Annotated in this window: 13 protein-coding genes, 1 pseudogene and 1 riboswitch; of the genes and pseudogenes, 6 read left to right on the top strand and 8 right to left on the bottom strand. The window is 44.5% G+C overall.

All coding sequences use genetic code 11. The annotated features are described in order from the left end of the window. Positions 1 to 16 precede the first annotated feature (16 nt). From mukB to cmoM, 4 genes and pseudogenes are all read right to left on the bottom strand, one after another. Positions 17 to 4,479: pseudogene (mukB, locus tag KHN78_RS12760) on the bottom strand (chromosome partition protein MukB). 2 nt (positions 4,480 to 4,481) lie between these two features. Continuing rightward, positions 4,482 to 5,219, bottom strand: a complete 738-nt coding sequence (gene mukE, locus KHN78_RS12755) for a chromosome partition protein MukE (protein WP_211916308.1) — start codon at positions 5,217 to 5,219, stop codon at positions 4,482 to 4,484. Continuing rightward, a complete protein-coding gene (gene mukF / locus KHN78_RS12750; protein ID WP_128810568.1) occupies positions 5,200 to 6,537 on the bottom strand; it encodes a chromosome partition protein MukF in 1,338 nt (445 codons plus the stop codon). Before mukF ends, mukE begins: the two co-directional genes overlap by 20 nt. A 2-nt stretch (positions 6,538 to 6,539) precedes the next feature. Next, positions 6,540 to 7,331, bottom strand: coding sequence for a tRNA uridine 5-oxyacetic acid(34) methyltransferase CmoM (cmoM, locus tag KHN78_RS12745; RefSeq protein WP_211916548.1), 792 nt, complete (start codon positions 7,329 to 7,331; stop codon positions 6,540 to 6,542). A gap of 115 nt (positions 7,332 to 7,446) precedes the next feature. On the opposite strand from cmoM, the gene elyC reads away from it, so the two are divergent. Next, entirely contained in the window at positions 7,447 to 8,238 is a 792-nt protein-coding gene (gene elyC, locus KHN78_RS12740; protein ID WP_211916307.1) for an envelope biogenesis factor ElyC, read from the top strand. 145 nt (positions 8,239 to 8,383) lie between these two features. On the opposite strand, the gene torR is transcribed toward elyC, so the two are convergent. Next, positions 8,384 to 9,097 carry a two-component system response regulator TorR gene (gene torR / locus KHN78_RS12735; RefSeq protein WP_128810566.1) on the bottom strand — a complete coding sequence of 238 codons (714 nt, stop codon included), beginning with the start codon at positions 9,095 to 9,097 and terminating at the stop codon, positions 8,384 to 8,386. Positions 9,098 to 9,363: 266 nt separating this feature from the next. On the opposite strand from torR, the gene torD reads away from it, so the two are divergent. The 5 genes from torD (at position 9,364) to KHN78_RS12710 (ending at position 13,851) form a co-directional block, all read left to right on the top strand. Further along, a complete protein-coding gene (gene torD, locus KHN78_RS12730; protein ID WP_128810565.1) occupies positions 9,364 to 10,011 on the top strand; it encodes a molecular chaperone TorD in 648 nt (215 codons plus the stop codon). A gap of 442 nt (positions 10,012 to 10,453) precedes the next feature. Continuing rightward, the gene (gene purR, locus KHN78_RS12725; RefSeq protein ID WP_211916306.1) at positions 10,454 to 11,458 is read left to right on the top strand and encodes an HTH-type transcriptional repressor PurR; all 1,005 of its coding nucleotides are present in this window, start codon (positions 10,454 to 10,456) and stop codon (positions 11,456 to 11,458) included. Between the two features lie 366 nt (positions 11,459 to 11,824). Next, a riboswitch (cyclic di-GMP riboswitch) is annotated at positions 11,825 to 12,025 on the top strand. 116 nt (positions 12,026 to 12,141) lie between these two features. Continuing rightward, positions 12,142 to 12,732: a TfoX/Sxy family DNA transformation protein gene (locus tag KHN78_RS12720; RefSeq protein WP_211916305.1), complete on the top strand. Its 591-nt coding sequence runs from the start codon at positions 12,142 to 12,144 to the stop codon at positions 12,730 to 12,732. Between the two features lie 112 nt (positions 12,733 to 12,844). Continuing rightward, entirely contained in the window at positions 12,845 to 13,534 is a 690-nt protein-coding gene (locus KHN78_RS12715; protein ID WP_211916304.1) for a TVP38/TMEM64 family protein, read from the top strand. Beyond that, entirely contained in the window at positions 13,534 to 13,851 is a 318-nt protein-coding gene (locus KHN78_RS12710) for a putative signal transducing protein (RefSeq protein ID WP_128810562.1), read from the top strand. Before KHN78_RS12715 ends, KHN78_RS12710 begins: the two co-directional genes overlap by 1 nt. Positions 13,852 to 13,909: 58 nt before the next feature. On the opposite strand, the gene KHN78_RS12705 is transcribed toward KHN78_RS12710, so the two are convergent. From KHN78_RS12705 to glgC, 3 genes are all read right to left on the bottom strand, one after another. Continuing rightward, on the bottom strand, positions 13,910 to 14,713 hold the full coding sequence (locus KHN78_RS12705; protein WP_211916303.1) for an alpha/beta fold hydrolase: 804 nt from the start codon (positions 14,711 to 14,713) through the stop codon (positions 13,910 to 13,912). Positions 14,714 to 14,833: 120 nt separating this feature from the next. Beyond that, the gene (gene glgA / locus KHN78_RS12700) at positions 14,834 to 16,291 is read right to left on the bottom strand and encodes a glycogen synthase GlgA (RefSeq protein ID WP_211916302.1); all 1,458 of its coding nucleotides are present in this window, start codon (positions 16,289 to 16,291) and stop codon (positions 14,834 to 14,836) included. Further along, on the bottom strand, positions 16,281 to 17,498 hold the full coding sequence (gene glgC / locus KHN78_RS12695; RefSeq protein WP_128810559.1) for a glucose-1-phosphate adenylyltransferase: 1,218 nt from the start codon (positions 17,496 to 17,498) through the stop codon (positions 16,281 to 16,283). Before glgC ends, glgA begins: the two co-directional genes overlap by 11 nt. Between the last annotated feature and the right edge of the window lie 215 nt (positions 17,499 to 17,713).

The raw sequence follows: 17,713 nt of genomic DNA, 5'->3' as shown, positions 1-17,713 counted from the left end.
TTGTTTAACTCAGAGTCTATGCTTCAAGCTCTTCAATCAGTTCTTGAGCTTCGCTCTTTGGTTTATCGGTTTGACCAAATCCACGCAGACCAACAACGTGTACGTGCTCGTGGTCTTTAAACACCTTACGAACCAGTTTGTAGGTCGTGCCTTTCTCTGGGCTGATATTTTCTGGCGCCGCGATAAGAAGCTGCATATCCAGGCGATCACAAAGCTCGAATAGTGTCGAAATAGACTTCGCATCCAGACGTGCTGCCTCATCGAGGAACAACAGACGACATGGCACAATGTCTTTACTACGTAAACGACGTGACTCTTCTTCCCAGCTCTGAACAACCATCAATAGAATTGACTGACCAGTACCGATCGCCTCACCCGTTGATAGCGCGCCAGATTCTGCTTGTAGCCAGCCGTCAGAACCACGGTTCACTTCCACACTTAGCTCTAGGTAGTTACGGTAATCCAGTAGTTCTTCACCCAGAACCTGAGGAGAACGTTGGCCCATATCAATATGCGGGTTCACTCGTTGGAACAGTTTCGCCATCGCTTCAGAGAAAGTAAAGCGAGTCGACTCAAACAGATCTTTATGCTGCTCTTGCTGCGTTGCTAGACCATGCAACAGCACTTCGTGGCTTTCGCGGATCTTCACGTTTAGGCGCACGCCTTTCACCTGACCAAACGAAATATTCGACAGGCCTTGGTTAAGCATACGAATACGGTTTTGCTCACGCTGAATCGTTTTCTTGATGATGCTTGCTACTGACTCAGAGCTGATCGCTAGGCGGTTTTCACGTTGCGTTAGCTCTTCCGTTAGACGCGCCAGTTCTACTTCCATCTCTTCGATTGCTTCAACCGGATCATCAGTACGGATGATGTCCTGACGAATACGTTCACGAAGGTGTTGATAAACTGCGATATAGAACAGAACTTTACGCTCTGGGCGAGCATTATCTTCGGATAGACGCAACGCATCACGCAGATCATCGTTGTTTGCAACCGCAAGACGCAGCGCACCCAATGATTTATCCGACATTGAACGCAGTTCATCCGCCGACATATAAGCTAACTCGCGCTTGTGAAGACGACGTTCAACATCGTTCTCACGCGCTAGGCGAAGTACCGAACACCATCCCGCTTTTGCTGCAACCACGAATGTACGTAGCTCAACGTAGTCTTTTTGCACTTTCTTTAGGCGTTTAACAAGCGCTTTCATCTCTAGTTCTGTAGAGGTGATGGTTCGTTCGTATTCACTCTTACGGCAACGAGAAGTGTGTAGGCGTTCATGCAGTTCGTCACGACGACGTATAGCGCGTTCTTCCGCACCTTCGTCGGCGTTAACTCCAAACTCTTGCAGCTCTTGTTTGAACTCTTGAACCGTTTCCAGTTTCGCTTGGTGTGAACTCTTCAGCGACGCCAATACTTGGTTGTATTGGTTCATTTGACCTTGCGACTGTTTCAACTCTTCACGAGAGCGAGTACGCATTTGTTCAGCTTGAACCAGTTTCGCTTTTAGCTGTTCGCTCAGTTCGCTGCTCTTGTTCAGCAGGTCTACTGAATCTGAGTAAGCGAAGTAGTGGCGGCGCTCAACGAGATCTGAGAGTGCAAAGATTTGCTTCTTGAGATCTTGTAGCTGCTCATCTGCTGCTTTGTATTCGGCTGCTAGTGCATCGAATTGCTCTGGGTCAGCGTCTAGCGCAACAGACACTTTTTCCAACTCTGCCACCGCTTTTGCGTGGTTGGTTAGAAATGCTTTTGCTTCTGATAGTTGTGCAATTTTCTCTTCCAACTCATCAAAGCGCGCTTGTAGCGTATCGTCTTCAATCAATGCCATGTGATGTGCAAGCTTATCCAAAGAGGACAATGCTTGCTTGCTGATTTGAAGCTGAGAACGTTGTTGTTGCTCTTTGGCATCGAGATCCGCCAATACTCGAACAATTTGGTTACGCTTGTCGCGAATGCTCGCCAGCGCTTGTTCTGGATCTGCTTCGAACGCTACTTGAATGTGGCTTGCCACAAACTGGTTGAACGCTTGGTACAGACGCTGCATTTTCTGCGAGTCAAATGCCGCTTTTGCGTGCTTTTCTACCACTTCTTCACGTTCGTTACGCAGTAGCTCTAAACGCTGCTCACGTGCCGCACGACCAAACAGTGGGATCTCAGGTAAGCGAGAGTAACGCATTTGGCGATCGTTCATACGAACGCAAACCGCGCCTTCTAACTCTTCTGCATCGAATGAGCTGTCATCAAAGGCATCGATGTCACCTTCAATGATGTACAAGTCTTCTGGACAGTCGTCTAGCTCTACCAGTTTCTCTTCGATACCAGACAGATCAGATACAACGATAGCGTGACGAGCCGGGCCGTACATCGCACTGAAGTAAGGCGCGTCATCAATCGTGATGTCATCGTAGATCTCAGACAGCAATACGCCGCCTAGTGTATCTGCCAAACCTTTCAGGCGAGGGTCGTTTGAACCACCAGGAGAAGCAAGACGCTCAATCTCAGTGTCAAGTTGGCTGCGTCGCTCTGCCAGTTTGTCTTTCGCCAGAGAAAGGGTCTTCTCTTGCTCAAGCACCACTTGCATTTGGCTCATGACTGACTGGCTATCTTCTAGCTCAGCGCCACTTTGCTCACGCAGTTTTTCTAGCGCATCGTTCGCCGCAATCCAAGTTGGAGCAATGGCTTCTAGCTTGTTGATTTCCGCTGCTGCATCTTGCTCTAGACGACGCTGTTCGCTGCGTTGCTCACGCACGTCTTCCTGCGTCATTTCTAGCGAGTCGATTTGCATCGCGTGACGCTCACGTTCTTGTTCAAACGTGATTTCGTCCGTCAGTTCAACATGGAACTGCTTTTGGTATTCATTGACTAGCTCGCGCGCTTGACGCTGCTGGTTAAGGCTACGCTCAAGGTCACGGTGCTGTGCACGCCATTGCTGTTCGTTTTGCGCAATCTGCTGAGATTCACGCGCTTTCGCAATTGCGGTTTCGCATGTTCAGACGCGTCTTTACGCTCAACTTGACCAACGATGCTTTGTACCAGTTTAAGCGCGGTTTCAAACTGCTCTGCTGCTGCAGAAGACATATCCAGTTTGTGCTTAACCGATAGCAACGCATTGGTGCTTTCTGATTCTTTGCTCTTAAGCTCAGAGACAAGCGCTTGTGCCGATTCTGCCGTTAGGCTGTCATCGCCAAGTAGCTGTTTCGCTTTCTCCAGCGCTTGAACCGCTTGTTGGTATTGAAGTGCACGAGTTTGTTGAACGTCGAGTGCTTGTTGGTAGTCCGCCAGCTGCGTCTTAAGGCTATCCACCTCTTCTTCCGCAACGGTCGCTTGCTCTTCTACCATCATCACGCGTTCTTGCGCTTCTTCCACTACCATCATCTGTTCTTCAAGACGCTCACTCAGCTCTTCAAGATCTTCTTGGTAGCGTTCGATCTTCTCTTGCTGACGCAGTGCATTTTGCACCAGTTGCAAGTGGTCAGAAGCCGCTTGGTAATCTTGCTCTAGCGCCGATTCCGACTCGATCAACAGTTCTAGCTCTTCTTGAACACGGTTAAGCAGGTTGTTTTGCTCAACGAGAGTTTCACGAGAACCAAATAGCTCTGAACGTAGCGACAGCGTTTTATCTAACTTGTTACGACGATCGTTGGCGTGGCGCATGTAATCCGCGGCCACATAATTGGTCGACTCTGTGATCAAGTGTTTAAACAAATCACGGTCAGTTTGTGTGGTTTTAATCGCTTCTAGCGTCATGCGGTTTTCACGCAGCGCCGATTCCATATCTTGGAATGCTTTCTTCACACCGCCATTTTGTGGCAGAAGGTAGTCACGTAGCGAGCGCGTAATCGCACTTGAGATACCACCGTAAAGCGATGCTTCAATCAGACGGTAGAACTTAGAACGATCGCTTGAGTTGCGTAGTTTCTTCGGAATGACACCGAATTCAAACATTTGCGCGTGATAGTCCACAATTGATGGGAACGCTTTGAACTGCACTCCCTCAAACTCCGCAACGGCATCTTTAACTTCATTAATTTGACGTACGCGAGCTTGAGTCGCAGATACGCTTTCAACCAAGATATCCGTCGGTTTAACATGGCTTGGCAAGCCTTGAATAACAAACGGTTTGATGTCTACTTTCTTATCACGACCCGCAACTTGCTGCAGTTTTACTGCAAACAATAGGCGTTGGTTACGTGAGTTCACCACATCTAGCGCCGCATAACAGGCGCCAGGCTGCAACTTACCGTACAGACCTTTGTCGCGAGACGATTGGCTGCTGCCTGCTTCTGTGGTGTTACGGAAGTGCAGTAGCGTTTGGTCAGGAATCAATGCGGTGATGAACGCCGCCATTGTGGTTGATTTACCTGCACCGTTACCACCTGATAGCGTGGTTACCAGACCATCGATGTCAAACGTACGGGCAAAGAAGCCGTTCCAGTTGACCATGGTTAGCGATTGGTATTTACCGCGTTCAATCATGCTCATGCTTCACTCTCTTGTGTTGCTTCTTCTAGGTTTTCTTGCTCATCTTGGCTTTCTTGATCTTCTTCAGACAACAAGCTGCCTTGGCTTGGCTCTTTGGTATGAACCACGGCTTCACCGTCACGGATCAAGCGAAGTTGTGCTTCACGCATATCATCACCAATGCGCACATCCGCACCAAAACGAAATACTGCTTCACTGATACTGAACTTACCGGTTTCACCAATATTGATGATCATGCCTAAACGACGAAGGCGACGTAGAGACGTACGTACTTTTTCAAACAGTTTTTCTTTATCAAGGTCAGAGCCTGTTGCACGGTTGGTCACAAGCTTCATCAACTTGTTTTCATCAGCCAATGCAAGCAACTCATCGTATAGCTCTTGGTTAGTAAAGATACCCTCATGGGCAAGACGCTCTGGGCTTAGATAAAGGAAACAAAGTACTTTACCCACCAGCATATCTAGCTCAGAAAGCACACTTCGGCCAATCAAAGATGTTGAACGTGGACGAAGATAAAAAAATCCCTCTGGCGCTTTCACCAATTCAGTGTTGTAGCGCTGATAGAAAGAAGAAAGCTCAAGTTCGAAATCCGACAACAATGCGTGGTTATCTAGATCTTCACTTGAGATATGACGCCCTGCTCGTAGCATACTATCCAGCGCTGGGAACAGAGGGTTTGAAATTGCTTTTGCCAGATTCTCTGACATGTATTCATTAGTATCGGTCGATGACATTTGCTTGTACCTTTGCCCCAAATTCGTTGATTGCTTTCCAGTCTGGTTGAACCGCTTGATAGTCAGATTCTGAGTACCCTAGACGCACAGCCTGATCAACAACAATTCGGGCTAAATCAAAGTGATGAGTTCTAGGGTGTTGTGCGAGGTAATCGCGCAGCACCACACTTAAATCGATTGGCGTGCCTTGCTCTTTATGTGCTTTAAGCATGTCACCAATACGCTCAGACAACTCATCATTGACTTGTTGAAACTCTTCGTATTCCACTTCCATTGGAACTTGCCCTGTTACCTCATCGTCACGCAGAACCAAAGCCTCATCACGAAGATCGGAGAGTCTTTCTGCATCGGCATAGGTCAGATACCATGGCATATCAAAATAGTCTTTTACGGATTGACGTAAACGCGAACTGAACGCACGGTTCTTATCCATATCAATCGCTGTACGGATGAACTTATGGACGTGACGGTCGTAACCAATCCAAAGGTCAATCGCTTGCTGGCCCCAGCTCGTAATACGGTCTAACTTCATTTGTAAACCGAATAACGCTTCTTCAATAAACTCTAACTCTGCATCACCATAAACAATCTCTTGAATGTCCAGGATCTGAGTTTGTAGTTCATCACTGGCCGCTTGCAGCGTGTCTTGTAGCTCGCGCAGTGTGCTTGAGGTTTCGGACAGCAAAGATTCACAGTTGTTAATTGCTTCGCGCCAATCTTTGTTAAGCAGATCTGCAATCTGTTGCTTCACAGATTGCTGCTGCTCATCCATCACACGTTGGTTGAGATCAATTTGGTCGAAGATTTCACCCACAGAGTATTTCAATACTCCATAGACGTTTTTCTGCCAATGGCCCGGGGTTCCCCCTTTTTGCGCCGCTTCAATCGCTTTTGCCATTTCATCAGCGACCATTGATAGCTGAATGGAGAGGCGAAGTTTTGAAAACTCGCGGTGACGTACGTAGTAGTCGGTAATGCCGATAGCAAGCGGAGACAAGCGATAAATACTCGCCCCATCCGTAATCTCACTAACAAAACGACTAATTAGACGCTGCTTTACCATTTCGTTGATGGCATTGTTTGCGCGAAAAGCCGATGCTTCACCCGTTTCATCAAAAAGTCGAGTGACGATGGCAAATGCGTCGTGCAACTCACCTTCACCCAATTCTTCGTCAAACCTTTCGTTGCTTAATACGGCGACGGCAATCAGAAATGCCAATCGCTCAGTGGTCAGGTTCAACGAGAAATCGTGCTGCTTAACCCAGCCAACCAATTCATCTATCGGTTGTTCTGCAGCATTGAGAGTCATCTCACTCATTGTTATTCCTGTTTCTCGTTCTTTTTAGCCCACACATGAATATAGCGGCCTAATGAGAGGTATGGCTCTTGTCGACAGAGTTGTTTTTCTAGTGCCAACACATCTTCAAATTGGTAATCGCCCATGTACTGCATATTACCGATGTAATCACTGAATGAACGAATACCAGACTTACCACAAATGCTAAATCCAGAATCTTCTATCCACTGATAGACTTCTTCTGGTTTCAGACCTTTTTGTGGCTGTAGTTTAAATCTTTTTCGGTGAGGCATACCGTCCAAAATATGAGGAATGTTGCCACAAACCACATTTTTGTAGACCAAGCCATGGTGGTTATAAAACATAACCGAAGCCATGCCTCCCGGTTTGACCTGCTCCAATACCGTTTCCAGAGCGGGCTTTGGATCCACCAGCCACTCCATCACTGCGTGGAACATGACAAAATCCACCTGACTGTCCATATGTTCACCAATAGACTGGACAGGCGAATGAATCAGGCGATACTGCTCAAGCAAACCGTTTTTTTCAATATCCTGTTTTGCTAGCTGTAGCATTTCCGAAGATAGATCACATAACGCGACACGATGTCCGAGCTTAGCAAGCTTTTGCGACATTTGCGCTAAACCGCCCCCTGCATCTAAAACGTCTAGGGGTTGCTGGTCGGCGCCTAATTCACTTAGAATCTGTAGAAAATCTTCCCACACAATGATTTGCCGGATCTCCCCTTTATCGGAGCCGTAAATATTTTTTGCAAATTTGTGGGCGATATCGTCGAAATTGCGGTCTTCTGTCACTTCTGCTTGAGTTATCATAACGGATTGTGCCGCTATTCTGGCACAAGGAAAGCAGGAATAAAGAGGGTCACCCTCATTTTTATTATCAATTGATGTTTTTTCGGACTATTTATGTATGTTTGAGCTGAAAAAAGTTGTGACCGCACTGGTCATGCCCTTGCCCGCACTGCTACTCATTGGATTATTAGGTCTTGCTCTTATTAGTTTTACCGCCAAACGCAAAACAGGTTGCTTCATTGTTCTTCTCTCGTTTGTTGGTATCTTTATGGTTGCTTTCCAACCGATTTCGTCAAAATTATTGATGCCTCTAGAACGTGAATACAAAGCATTCTTACCCTCTTCTCAGAGTGTGGATTACGTGATGGTGCTTGGAAATGGTCATGTGGTCGATGATGAGATCCCACCAACATCTCAACTAAGCCGCACTGCACTCATGCGTTTAACCGAGGGAATTCGAATTTTGCGCATGTATCCGGGCGCGAAGCTCATCTTATCAGGCTATGACGGTGGGTCGGAAATTAGCCATGCACGTATGATGGCAAACGTCGCCTTAGCACTCGGCGTTGCGAAATCCGATATTATTCTACTGGAAGATGCTAAAGACACTTGGGAAGAGGCAAGACAAGCGGCAGCGTTTGTGAAGCAAAAAGAAGTCGTTTTGGTGACGTCTGCGAGTCATATGAAACGTGCACTCTATGAATTTCATGCAGCCGGAATTAAGCCTATCCCTGCACCAACGAACTACCTTGCTATCGATGAAATTCATCAACCTTGGGTCAAATACTCACCTAGAGCACGGTACTTAGAACAAACGGAAATTTATTGGCATGAGTATTTAGGCGGCCTTTGGCAAGAACTGAGAGATACCGTTGTACAAACGCCAATGGTGGAAGTAGAGCAGCCATAGCTGAATTCCGTTGAAAAACAATAGCTTTCAGTTATTGAGCAACAACTGAAAGTGATTAAACAATTACTAAAAATCAGCAGTTACAAAAAAGGAGAGCATGCGCTCTCCTTTTTTATTTCGCAATAACTTTTTAATTTAATAGTAACTAGTCACCTGCGAACATGTAGCCTTCACCATGAACGGTCACAAAGATTTGTGGGTTCTTAGGATCAAACTCCATCTTAGCGCGCATACGTCGAATCAATACATCAATTGTACGGTCATTTGGCGCATCCACTCTGTGGCTGATCATGTTCAAAATACGTTCGCGGCTTAACACCTGGTTTGGATACGAAGACAGTGCAACCAGCAGTTCATATTCTGCTTTGGTTAGCTTCACTGGCTCACCATTACGGCTTAGCGCACGACGCTGAATATCAAACGTCCACTCACCGAAGCGCACAATGTGCTCTTCATTGCTTTCATTCGCGTTCTTTTGTGAACCGTTGCGTGCCGCTGAGATACGCCACAATAAGTTCTTAACGCGAACCAATAATTCCCTTAACTCAAAAGGCTTTGTCACATAATCGTCTGCGCCCATTTCTAGGCCAACGATTTTGTCAATGCTATCCGTGCGTCCTGTCACTAATATGATGCCGATATCTGATTGGCTGCGTAATTCACGCGTAAGCATAAGACCGTCTTCACCGGGCAGGTTAATATCCAACATAATCAAGTCAACACCGCCACCTTGAAGCACTTCACGCATCTCTGCGCCACTTTCTGCTTCACTGACTTTGTAACCTTCATTTTGGAAGTAGCCCGCTAACTTACTACGAGTTACAACATCATCTTCTACGACTAATACGTGATAGCTCATTTACACCACTTTCTGTCTTTTTTATTCCAAGACGTATTCTATTCATAACTAGTAACATTTCTAGTCATAGATACATTAAAAAGCAAGATTTTGCGATTTTATTGATTCAAAGCAAGCTTATTTGTTGCCATTAATAACTAGGCATAATTACCCATAAACAATAACAATTATAGTTACTGCTATTCATTTTAATTGTTTACACTTAAGAGATTGTACTCAAGTGACTTCAAGATGCCGCCTTAAGTGCATCATTTCAGGAGCAAAAAATGCAAGAAGTGAAAGCTTTTAACGAAAAACGCGCCGAAATTTACTGGTGGTTTTCTAGCCTATTCGCTAAAGAACTTACCGAAAAAGACCTAGAGAGCTACCACAGTGTTGAAATCCGAAGTTTTTTAGCTGGCCTAGGTGAAAACGAATCCCTAAAGACATCAGTCGATGCATTGGTCGATGCACTCAACCGACTTCAAGATCGTGAAGACGCTCAACTCGAACTTGCCGCAGACTTTTGTGAGCTATTTCTGAAAACAGAAAAACACGGAGCACTTCCATACGCTTCCATGTACATCGGTGAGTCGGGTCTTCTAAACGATAAGCCAGCAGAAGAAATGGAAAAACTCATGGCGGACTTTGGTGTTCAGGTCGATGAAAACCTGAAAGAACCAGCCGATCACCTTGCTGTAGAGCTCGACTTCTTAGGCAACATGATCATTCGCTCTAACGAACTCGAGCAAGAAAAACATATGGAAGAAGCATTCGTTGCACAAAACGACTTCATCCAAAAGCAACTGCTTACTTGGTTACCTATGTTTGCAGCAAAATGTAAGCAATTCGATGAGTTTGGCTTCTACGTTAGTGTTGCTCAAATGCTGATCGCTTTCTGTAAACTGGACAGCGACTACCTTCTTGGTGAATAATTGCGGGCTATTTTAGGGGGACTCGTCATACAGCCCCCTTATTTTATTCGTTTGTTTCTCACTGGTTCAGAGAAGTACAGTGAATTTAGCCGTTAAAATGTGACATAAAAAGCACAAAACCATCGCTGAATATGTTGCCAGCCTGCTCACATAGGTCTAAAATGTGAGCGCAAACGATTAAATATGACTTATATGTAAACCGCTGAAATATAGCGGTTTTTGTGTTTTATTACTCTGCTTGCTGAGCCATTCCTTGTATCACTAATCAAGGAATATATTTCTCAGCAACCAATGTCGCTACAAATCTTTTTATACCGATTTCGGAACAACCACTGCCGAACCTATCAGCGTTGCTTTTTCGTAACTGCTCAGTTTGCGCAAGACACTAAGCGCATGGTTGTCTTCACTACGGTATTCAGTAGCTCGATACAGGACATCATTTATGGCCACAATTAAAGACGTTGCTCGCTTAGCCGGCGTTTCAACCACCACAGTGTCGCACGTAATTAACAAAACTCGTTTTGTTGCTGAGACCACTCAAGAAAAAGTAATGAAAGCGGTTGATGAGCTCAATTACGCGCCTAGTGCTGTTGCTCGCAGCTTAAAGTGTAACTCAACGCGCACTATCGGTATGTTGGTTACTCAGTCAACGAACCTTTTCTTCTCTGAAGTGATCGATGGCGTAGAAAGCTACTGTTACCGTCAAGGCTATACATTGATCCTGTGTAATACTGGTGGTATTTACGAGAAACAACGTGACTATATTCGCATGCTTGCAGAAAAGCGTGTCGATGGCATTTTAGTGATGTGTTCTGACCTAACAGAAGAACTGCAAGAAATGCTAGACCGCCACGCAGACATTCCTAAAGTCGTGATGGACTGGGGCCCTGAAAGCTCGAAAGCAGATAAAATCATTGATAACTCTGAAGAAGGCGGCTATCTAGCAACTAAGTATCTGATTGACAATGGTCATAGCGAAATTGCCTGTTTAAGCGGCCACTTCGATAAAGCAGCATGTAAAGAGCGAATTGCTGGCTTTAGACGTGCAATGGCAGAAGCAAACCTTACCGTTAAAGAAGACTGGATTCTTGAGGGTAACTTTGAATGTGATACTGCCGTTCTTGCTGCAGATAACATTACTGCAATGGAAAAACGCCCGACTGCAGTATTCTGTTTTAATGACACCATGGCACTAGGCCTAATGAGCCGTCTGCAACAAAATGGCGTTAAGATCCCAGAAGATATTTCTGTGATCGGTTACGACAACATTGAACTTGCTGAATACTTCTCTCCGCCGCTAACGACAATTCACCAACCGAAACGTCGTGTAGGTAAGAATGCATTCGAAATCTTGCTTGAACGCATTAAAGATAAAGAACACGATAAACGTATTTTCGAAATGCAGCCAGAGATTGTCGTACGTAACACGGTAAGCAAGCTTAACTAATCAATAAGTACACTATGCGATAGTGATTCTTTTCAGCGCTCCTTGTTAGGGGCGCTTTTTGTTTTCTGAATCTTTCCATTTTTGCTCTATTTTCGCATCATACTGGGTTGAATTTAGGCAAGTAAATTTACTATCGCTGAACCTATGACCACTTGACCGATTTGAGAGTAGACAGCCTAACGCGCTTCGCTATAACATGCTGTTTTAATTCAATGTATTCGAATTTGTATTTATCGAGTTTACTGTCATATCTAGCTAAGAGATATGAAACAACACTCATTAAATACCCCTTTTTAATTGAACTAATATCACACTTCCATATTCAGGATGTGATGTTAATTCAATGAAAGCAGTATTCTGATACCGTCACGCACAGGGCAAACCATTCGAAAGAGTGGGACGCAAAGCTTCCGGCCTTAACTATTTGTTTTTGAAGACCGTTATTTTTAAAAACGGCTGTTTTTTTGAAGACTGCTATTTTTGAAGACTATCGTTTTTAAAGACTGTTTTCGATGATGGTTATTTTCAATCATCGTCGTATCAGTAGAAGGTAGCGGGGTTACCGATGGCAAATATGCATTTAACGAGTTTACCCTTTAATGACATTATAACTGCATGCATTTGCTATTCTCTCGGACCTGATTTTTGGTGGCGTAATACTAATTACACCGAGATAACTCATCATGGATAAACCGATACTCAAAGACTCTATGAAGCTATTTGAGGCACTTGGTACGATCAAGTCGCGCTCAATGTTTGGTGGCTTCGGACTGTTTGCAGATGACACTATGTTTGCACTAGTAGTAAATCATCAATTGCACATCCGAGCGGATCAGAAAACTTCATCTACTTTCGAGACTCAAGGACTTAGACCTTACGTCTATAAAAAACGTGGCTTCCCAGTGGTAACGAAATACTATGCTATTTCTGACGAGCTATGGGATTCAACCGACAAAATCCTTGATGTTGCAAGGAAGTCTCTAGAAAGCGCCAAGCTTGAAAAAGAACAACAGGCAACAACAAAGCCTAACCGACTAAAAGATTTGCCAAACCTACGTTTAGCGACTGAACGCATGCTTAAAAAAGCAGGCATCGATTCGGTAGAGCAACTAGAGGACAAAGGCGCATTAAATGCGTACAAGGCAATTCAACAAACTCATGCATCTAGTGTAAGTTTGGAATTGCTTTGGGCCCTTGAGGGAGCGATCAATGGTACGCATTGGAGTGTAGTACCACAAGAACGCCGACAAGAACTCATGAATGGCCTTTCCTAATCCGCTTCATAAGATTTAAAACATAGCCGCAGTTTTACACTGCGGTTTTTTTTGAAATTTTTTTTCGCCCAGTTCTGTCTTATTCTTTAACAAGCTAAACGAGATGAATGATATGAATAAGAAACTGATTTTGGGGCTTATCCTACTCGCGGTAATCCTCCTTTTAGGTATCAACTTCGGCCAATACTTAACATTAGAAAATGCGAAAGCGCAGCAGGAAGCGTTGAATACTCTCATTGAGGAAAACTTCTTGCTTGCGGCAACAACCTATTTCTTCACCTATATTGCGATAACGGCGTTTTCAATCCCAGGAGCGGCCGTAGTCACCTTGCTTGGCGCTGCACTGTTTGGCTTTTGGACAAGTTTACTGCTCGTTTCGTTTGCCAGCACCATTGGTGCGACTATCGCTTTTCTCAGCAGCCGATACCTACTGCGTGAGTGGGTTCAAGATAAATTTGGCAATAAACTCAGCGCAATCAATCAAGGTGTTGAGAAAGATGGTGCGTTTTATCTATTTTCTTTGCGCTTGATTCCGGTATTCCCGTTTTTCCTCATCAACCTGCTTATGGGGTTAACGCCAATGGCCGTTACTCGATTCTATCTAACCAGCCAAATCGGTATGTTGCCAGGAACAGCAGTATACTTAAATGCGGGAACGCAATTGGCGACCATTGATAGCCTCTCTGGTATTGTATCGCCTACAGTATTAGCGTCGTTTGCCCTACTCGGCCTATTCCCCATCATCGCAAAATGGATTATGAATAAAATTCGTCCCGCTCAAGTACCCAATGGAAGCGCTTAATGAAAATATACATCGCGAAAAATCCAGCGGAAGCCCATATCGTTTGTGAGCTGCTTAAAACCGAACAGATAGCGTGTGAGGTCAGAGGTGAGGGTATGTTCGGATTAAAAGGCGAACTCCCTTTTAGCGATGATACAGACCCATATGTATGGCTCTTACATTCGCAGCAGAAGTTAAAAGCTGAAGCAGTGATTAAAGATTATCATAAACAAGCCGAACACGTTTACCAAGACTGGCAATGCCCAAATTGCTCTGAGCAAAATGAGGGGCAATTTGGAGCGTGCTGGCAATGTGGATATCAAATAGGGGAGCCATAATTGCTCCCCTATTTATTTTCATTCTCTGAACGATTTTTCTTTCTTTAAATCACAAGTCTTAAGCACCGAGACTTTGCTGCTTAATAAACTCAATAGAATGCTGGTTGAAATCATCCGGACGCTCAACATTGCATACGTGGCCGCAATTAGGGATTTCACGCAATACACTCAGTTTATGTACCGCCACCATCTCTTTAACCGGTTTAATAAACATGTAGTCCCTATCTCCCATCAAGTATAACGTTGGAATGGGCAATTCACGGTCTTTAAAGTACTTCATCAATGGGTTGACATCTGCAGCCAAAATAAACCAACGTTTGAATTCTTTTTGACACAATTTTTTTGCTTCTCGGATGAAGAGATGACGCGACTCACGCTGATTTTTTTGTGGCATAACAACATAAGCAAAGAGCTTATAAAGCCACATGTAAGGCAAAATATGCTTACCAAGATTCCCTAATCTGACCAAGATCTGTGAGCGGGTATTTAAACGAGTCACCGCACCACCTAAAACCATTGAACGCACTCGTTCAGAAGCCAACTCGGCAAGGTTGCGGACAATGATCGTCCCAAGAGACATTCCCACAAAGTGGGCAGATTGAATCTTCAGGTGATCAAGTACTTTCAGGATATCTTGTGTCACCGCCGTAAAGGTATAACGACTCGTGATCAGTTCTTTTAATAGTTGATTGGATTTCCCATGCCCACGCAGATCAATCAGTAACAAGTTAAAGTGTTGCTTATACGCTTTAATTTGTTTAAACCATATGGATGAACTGCCACCAGCGCCATGAACAAACACAACCCACTCTTGGCTCGTTGGGTGCAAATAGGATTTGTGGAATAAAAGTGGCTCAGTCATGCGTGCGTGTTATCAACATACTTTGTAAACAAGAAAACGCATCGTACCACACTCCATTAAAGCAAAGTAATAAAGGCACCTAATTCGGTGCCTTTCGTTACAAATTTTATAGATTTTGCGTCAATTTAACGCATCTCTATACAACGCTAGATATTCTTGTGCTGCTTTGTGCCAGCAAAAATCTTTTTGCATGGCATAGAGCTGAACTCGCCTTACTTCCGTCATATTCTGAGAATAAAGCAATAGCGCCCTTAACATCACCAATAATAGTGCTTGCGGTGTCGGATCGTTAAATACGAAACCCGTCGCCGAAGATGGGTCTATATCATAATCGCTGACACTGTCTTTTAGTCCACCAACGCCACGAACAATCGGCAAAGTGCCATATGCCATGCTGTAGATTTGATTCAAACCACATGGTTCAAACTCAGACGGCATCAAGAAGAAATCCGATCCCGCTTCAACAAGGTGGGCTAACTCATTATCGTAAGCTTCGACGAACACGAATTTATCTGAAAATTGTGCTGATACTTCTTTTAACTGCGCGGCGAGAACGGGATCTCCCGTACCGACAATGACAAGTTGTACGTTGTGCTTCAGAAAATCCGTTAACGCTGGCAGTAAGTAGTGCACGCCTTTTTGTTGTGTAAGACGACATACCATGCCGAACATAGCACAATCAGAAAGTGTTAGACCTAGCTTCTCTTGCAGTGCTTTTTTACAAGCATTTTTACCACGAACCATACTCTGTCGATTTGCTCGATAGTTCAATGGTAAATAACGATCGGTTTCAGGGCTCCACGCGCTGTAATCACAACCGTTCAAAATGCCTACCAAATCATCTGAGCGCTGTTGGAACTCCCAAGCCATACCATGGCTGCCGAGTTCCGTTTTTAACTCTTCCGCATAAGTCGGGCTAACGGCGTTGATCTTATCCGCATTCATAACACCTGCTTTAAGCATCGTAATGTGAGTCGCACTCACTGCTGCATCTGGCACATTTCGGCTATGGAACTCAGGCAAACACTGCACATCGTCATAACTAAAGACACCCTTGAATACGGCATTATGAATGGAAATAACACTACGAGTATCAGCAAAAAATGGATCGTCGCCATATCGATGTTTGAGCAGAAATGGCACTAAACCTGTATGCCAGTCATTCGCATGGACAATATCTGGTTTAAAACCTAACTTCGGCAGCATATCAAGACACGCAGCACTAAAAAACGCAAAGCGCTCACCATTATCTGAGTACTCTTGGTTGTTCTCTGCGTACATAGACGGACGATCAAAATATGGTGGGCAATCAATCAAATAAACAGGGTTATCGCCCAAGTTCAATTTTAGGACCCGATAAGCAGTATGAGGCCAACTCATGAGCTCAGTATCAAGCACTAAATCGGCATCCGCTAGTTGCTCAATGCCCGTATACGCTGGGATAGTAATTCGTACATCTTGCTGAAAGTTTTGCAGAGCTTGCGGCAGTGCCTTGGCTACATCAGCCAAGCCACCACTTTTGATAAGTCCTTCGACTTCCGATGCTACAAACAGTACAGACAAATTGTTAGTAGCCAATTCGTGCTCCTTTAGGAATCACAACAATGCCATCATCTGACACATGGAAGTGCTTTTTGTCTTCTTGCAGGTTCACGCCAATTTGTGTCCCTGGTGCAATGTCAGCATCTTTATCGATAATGACTCGACGCAATACACAACCCTCGCCAACTTTAACGTCGCCAAGCATAATACACTCGCTGATGTCACACGCTGACGCAATGTTACTGCGGAAACCAAGAACAGATTTTTCAATACGAGAGCCACGTACAAAACTACCGTTACAAACTAAGCTATCAATGATCTGGACACGTCCGTTATCGGAATCACTGAACGTTGCTGGTGGCAGCGGTGGATAGTAGGTGTGCAATGGCCATTTACGATTGTAAAGCGAGAATGGTGCATCTTTTTCTAGAAGATCCATATGAGCTTGCCAGTACGCATCAATCGTACCTACATCACGCCAATATACTTCTTCTCTTTCACCAGTAATACGGTTTGTACTGAAGTCGTAAACAAACACATCACCACGAGGAAACATCTTAGGAATGATGTCTTTACCAAAATCGTGTGAAGAGTCTTCATTGTCTGCGTCTTCAATCAGTTCAGAAAACAGTGCTTGAGCTTCAAAGATGTAGTTACCCATAGAAACCAAAGCATGACCAGGATCGCCAGGAATTGACTTAGGCGTTGCTGGTTTCTCTTCAAAGCCGATCATACGGCCATCCGCATCTACCTCGATCACACCAAATTGAGACGCTTCTGACAACGGCATACGCAGCGCTGATACTGTCAACGAAGCTTCTTTCTCTTTATGGAAGTCCAACATCTGTTTGATGTCCATTTTATAGATGTGGTCAGAACCAAAAATACACACCTGATCGGGTTCTGATAACTCCATAAAACGTAAATTTTGATAAATCGCATCCGCTGTACCTTCGTACCAGCGTTTACCTGTGCGCATTTGAGCAGGAATAGGGTCAATAAAGCGATCTGTTATACCGTTGATATTCCAACCTTTTTTTAAATGATGGAATAGAGATTGTGATTTAAATTGAGTCAGTACATAGATTCGCATCAAGTCCGCATTCACAAAGTTATTCAATGCGAAGTCGATCAATCGGTAACTCCCGCCAAAAGGAACCGAAGGTTTACTACGGGATTCAGTCAAAGGTCTCAAACGCGAACCTTCACCGCCAGCAAGAATCATTCCCAAAACACCAGCCATTCGTTGTTCTCCATATAGTTATAGCTTGGAAGTAGTGTTGTTTGATATGAGCAGGACTCGGGGAGTCAAACAAACACGTTAACATATTCACGCTGATGAGCTTCTTTGAACTCTTGCAGCACGAACAAAATAAAGCTATTGCACATCCTAGTACGCACACGCCATCGTTATTCATTATTTTTGACGCAACCTAACAGCATACCGTTGCATTATCT

It is taken from the genome of Vibrio sp. B1REV9 (genome assembly GCF_905175395.2).
GTDB lineage: Bacteria > Pseudomonadota > Gammaproteobacteria > Enterobacterales > Vibrionaceae > Vibrio > Vibrio alfacsensis.
This window is presented reverse-complemented; position numbering and strand designations above follow the sequence as displayed.

Coding starts and splice junctions, on each gene's coding strand:
- mukE (WP_211916308.1), bottom strand. CDS start 5,219: ATGTCATCGACCGATACTAATGAATACATGTCAGAGAATCTGGCAAAA.
- mukF (WP_128810568.1), bottom strand. CDS start 6,537: ATGAGTGAGATGACTCTCAATGCTGCAGAACAACCGATAGATGAATTG.
- elyC (WP_211916307.1), top strand. CDS start 7,447: ATGTTTGAGCTGAAAAAAGTTGTGACCGCACTGGTCATGCCCTTGCCC.
- torR (WP_128810566.1), bottom strand. CDS start 9,097: ATGAGCTATCACGTATTAGTCGTAGAAGATGATGTTGTAACTCGTAGT.
- torD (WP_128810565.1), top strand. CDS start 9,364: ATGCAAGAAGTGAAAGCTTTTAACGAAAAACGCGCCGAAATTTACTGG.
- purR (WP_211916306.1), top strand. CDS start 10,454: ATGGCCACAATTAAAGACGTTGCTCGCTTAGCCGGCGTTTCAACCACC.
- KHN78_RS12720 (WP_211916305.1), top strand. CDS start 12,142: ATGGATAAACCGATACTCAAAGACTCTATGAAGCTATTTGAGGCACTT.
- KHN78_RS12715 (WP_211916304.1), top strand. CDS start 12,845: ATGAATAAGAAACTGATTTTGGGGCTTATCCTACTCGCGGTAATCCTC.
- KHN78_RS12710 (WP_128810562.1), top strand. CDS start 13,534: ATGAAAATATACATCGCGAAAAATCCAGCGGAAGCCCATATCGTTTGT.
- KHN78_RS12705 (WP_211916303.1), bottom strand. CDS start 14,713: ATGACTGAGCCACTTTTATTCCACAAATCCTATTTGCACCCAACGAGC.
- glgC (WP_128810559.1), bottom strand. CDS start 17,498: ATGGCTGGTGTTTTGGGAATGATTCTTGCTGGCGGTGAAGGTTCGCGT.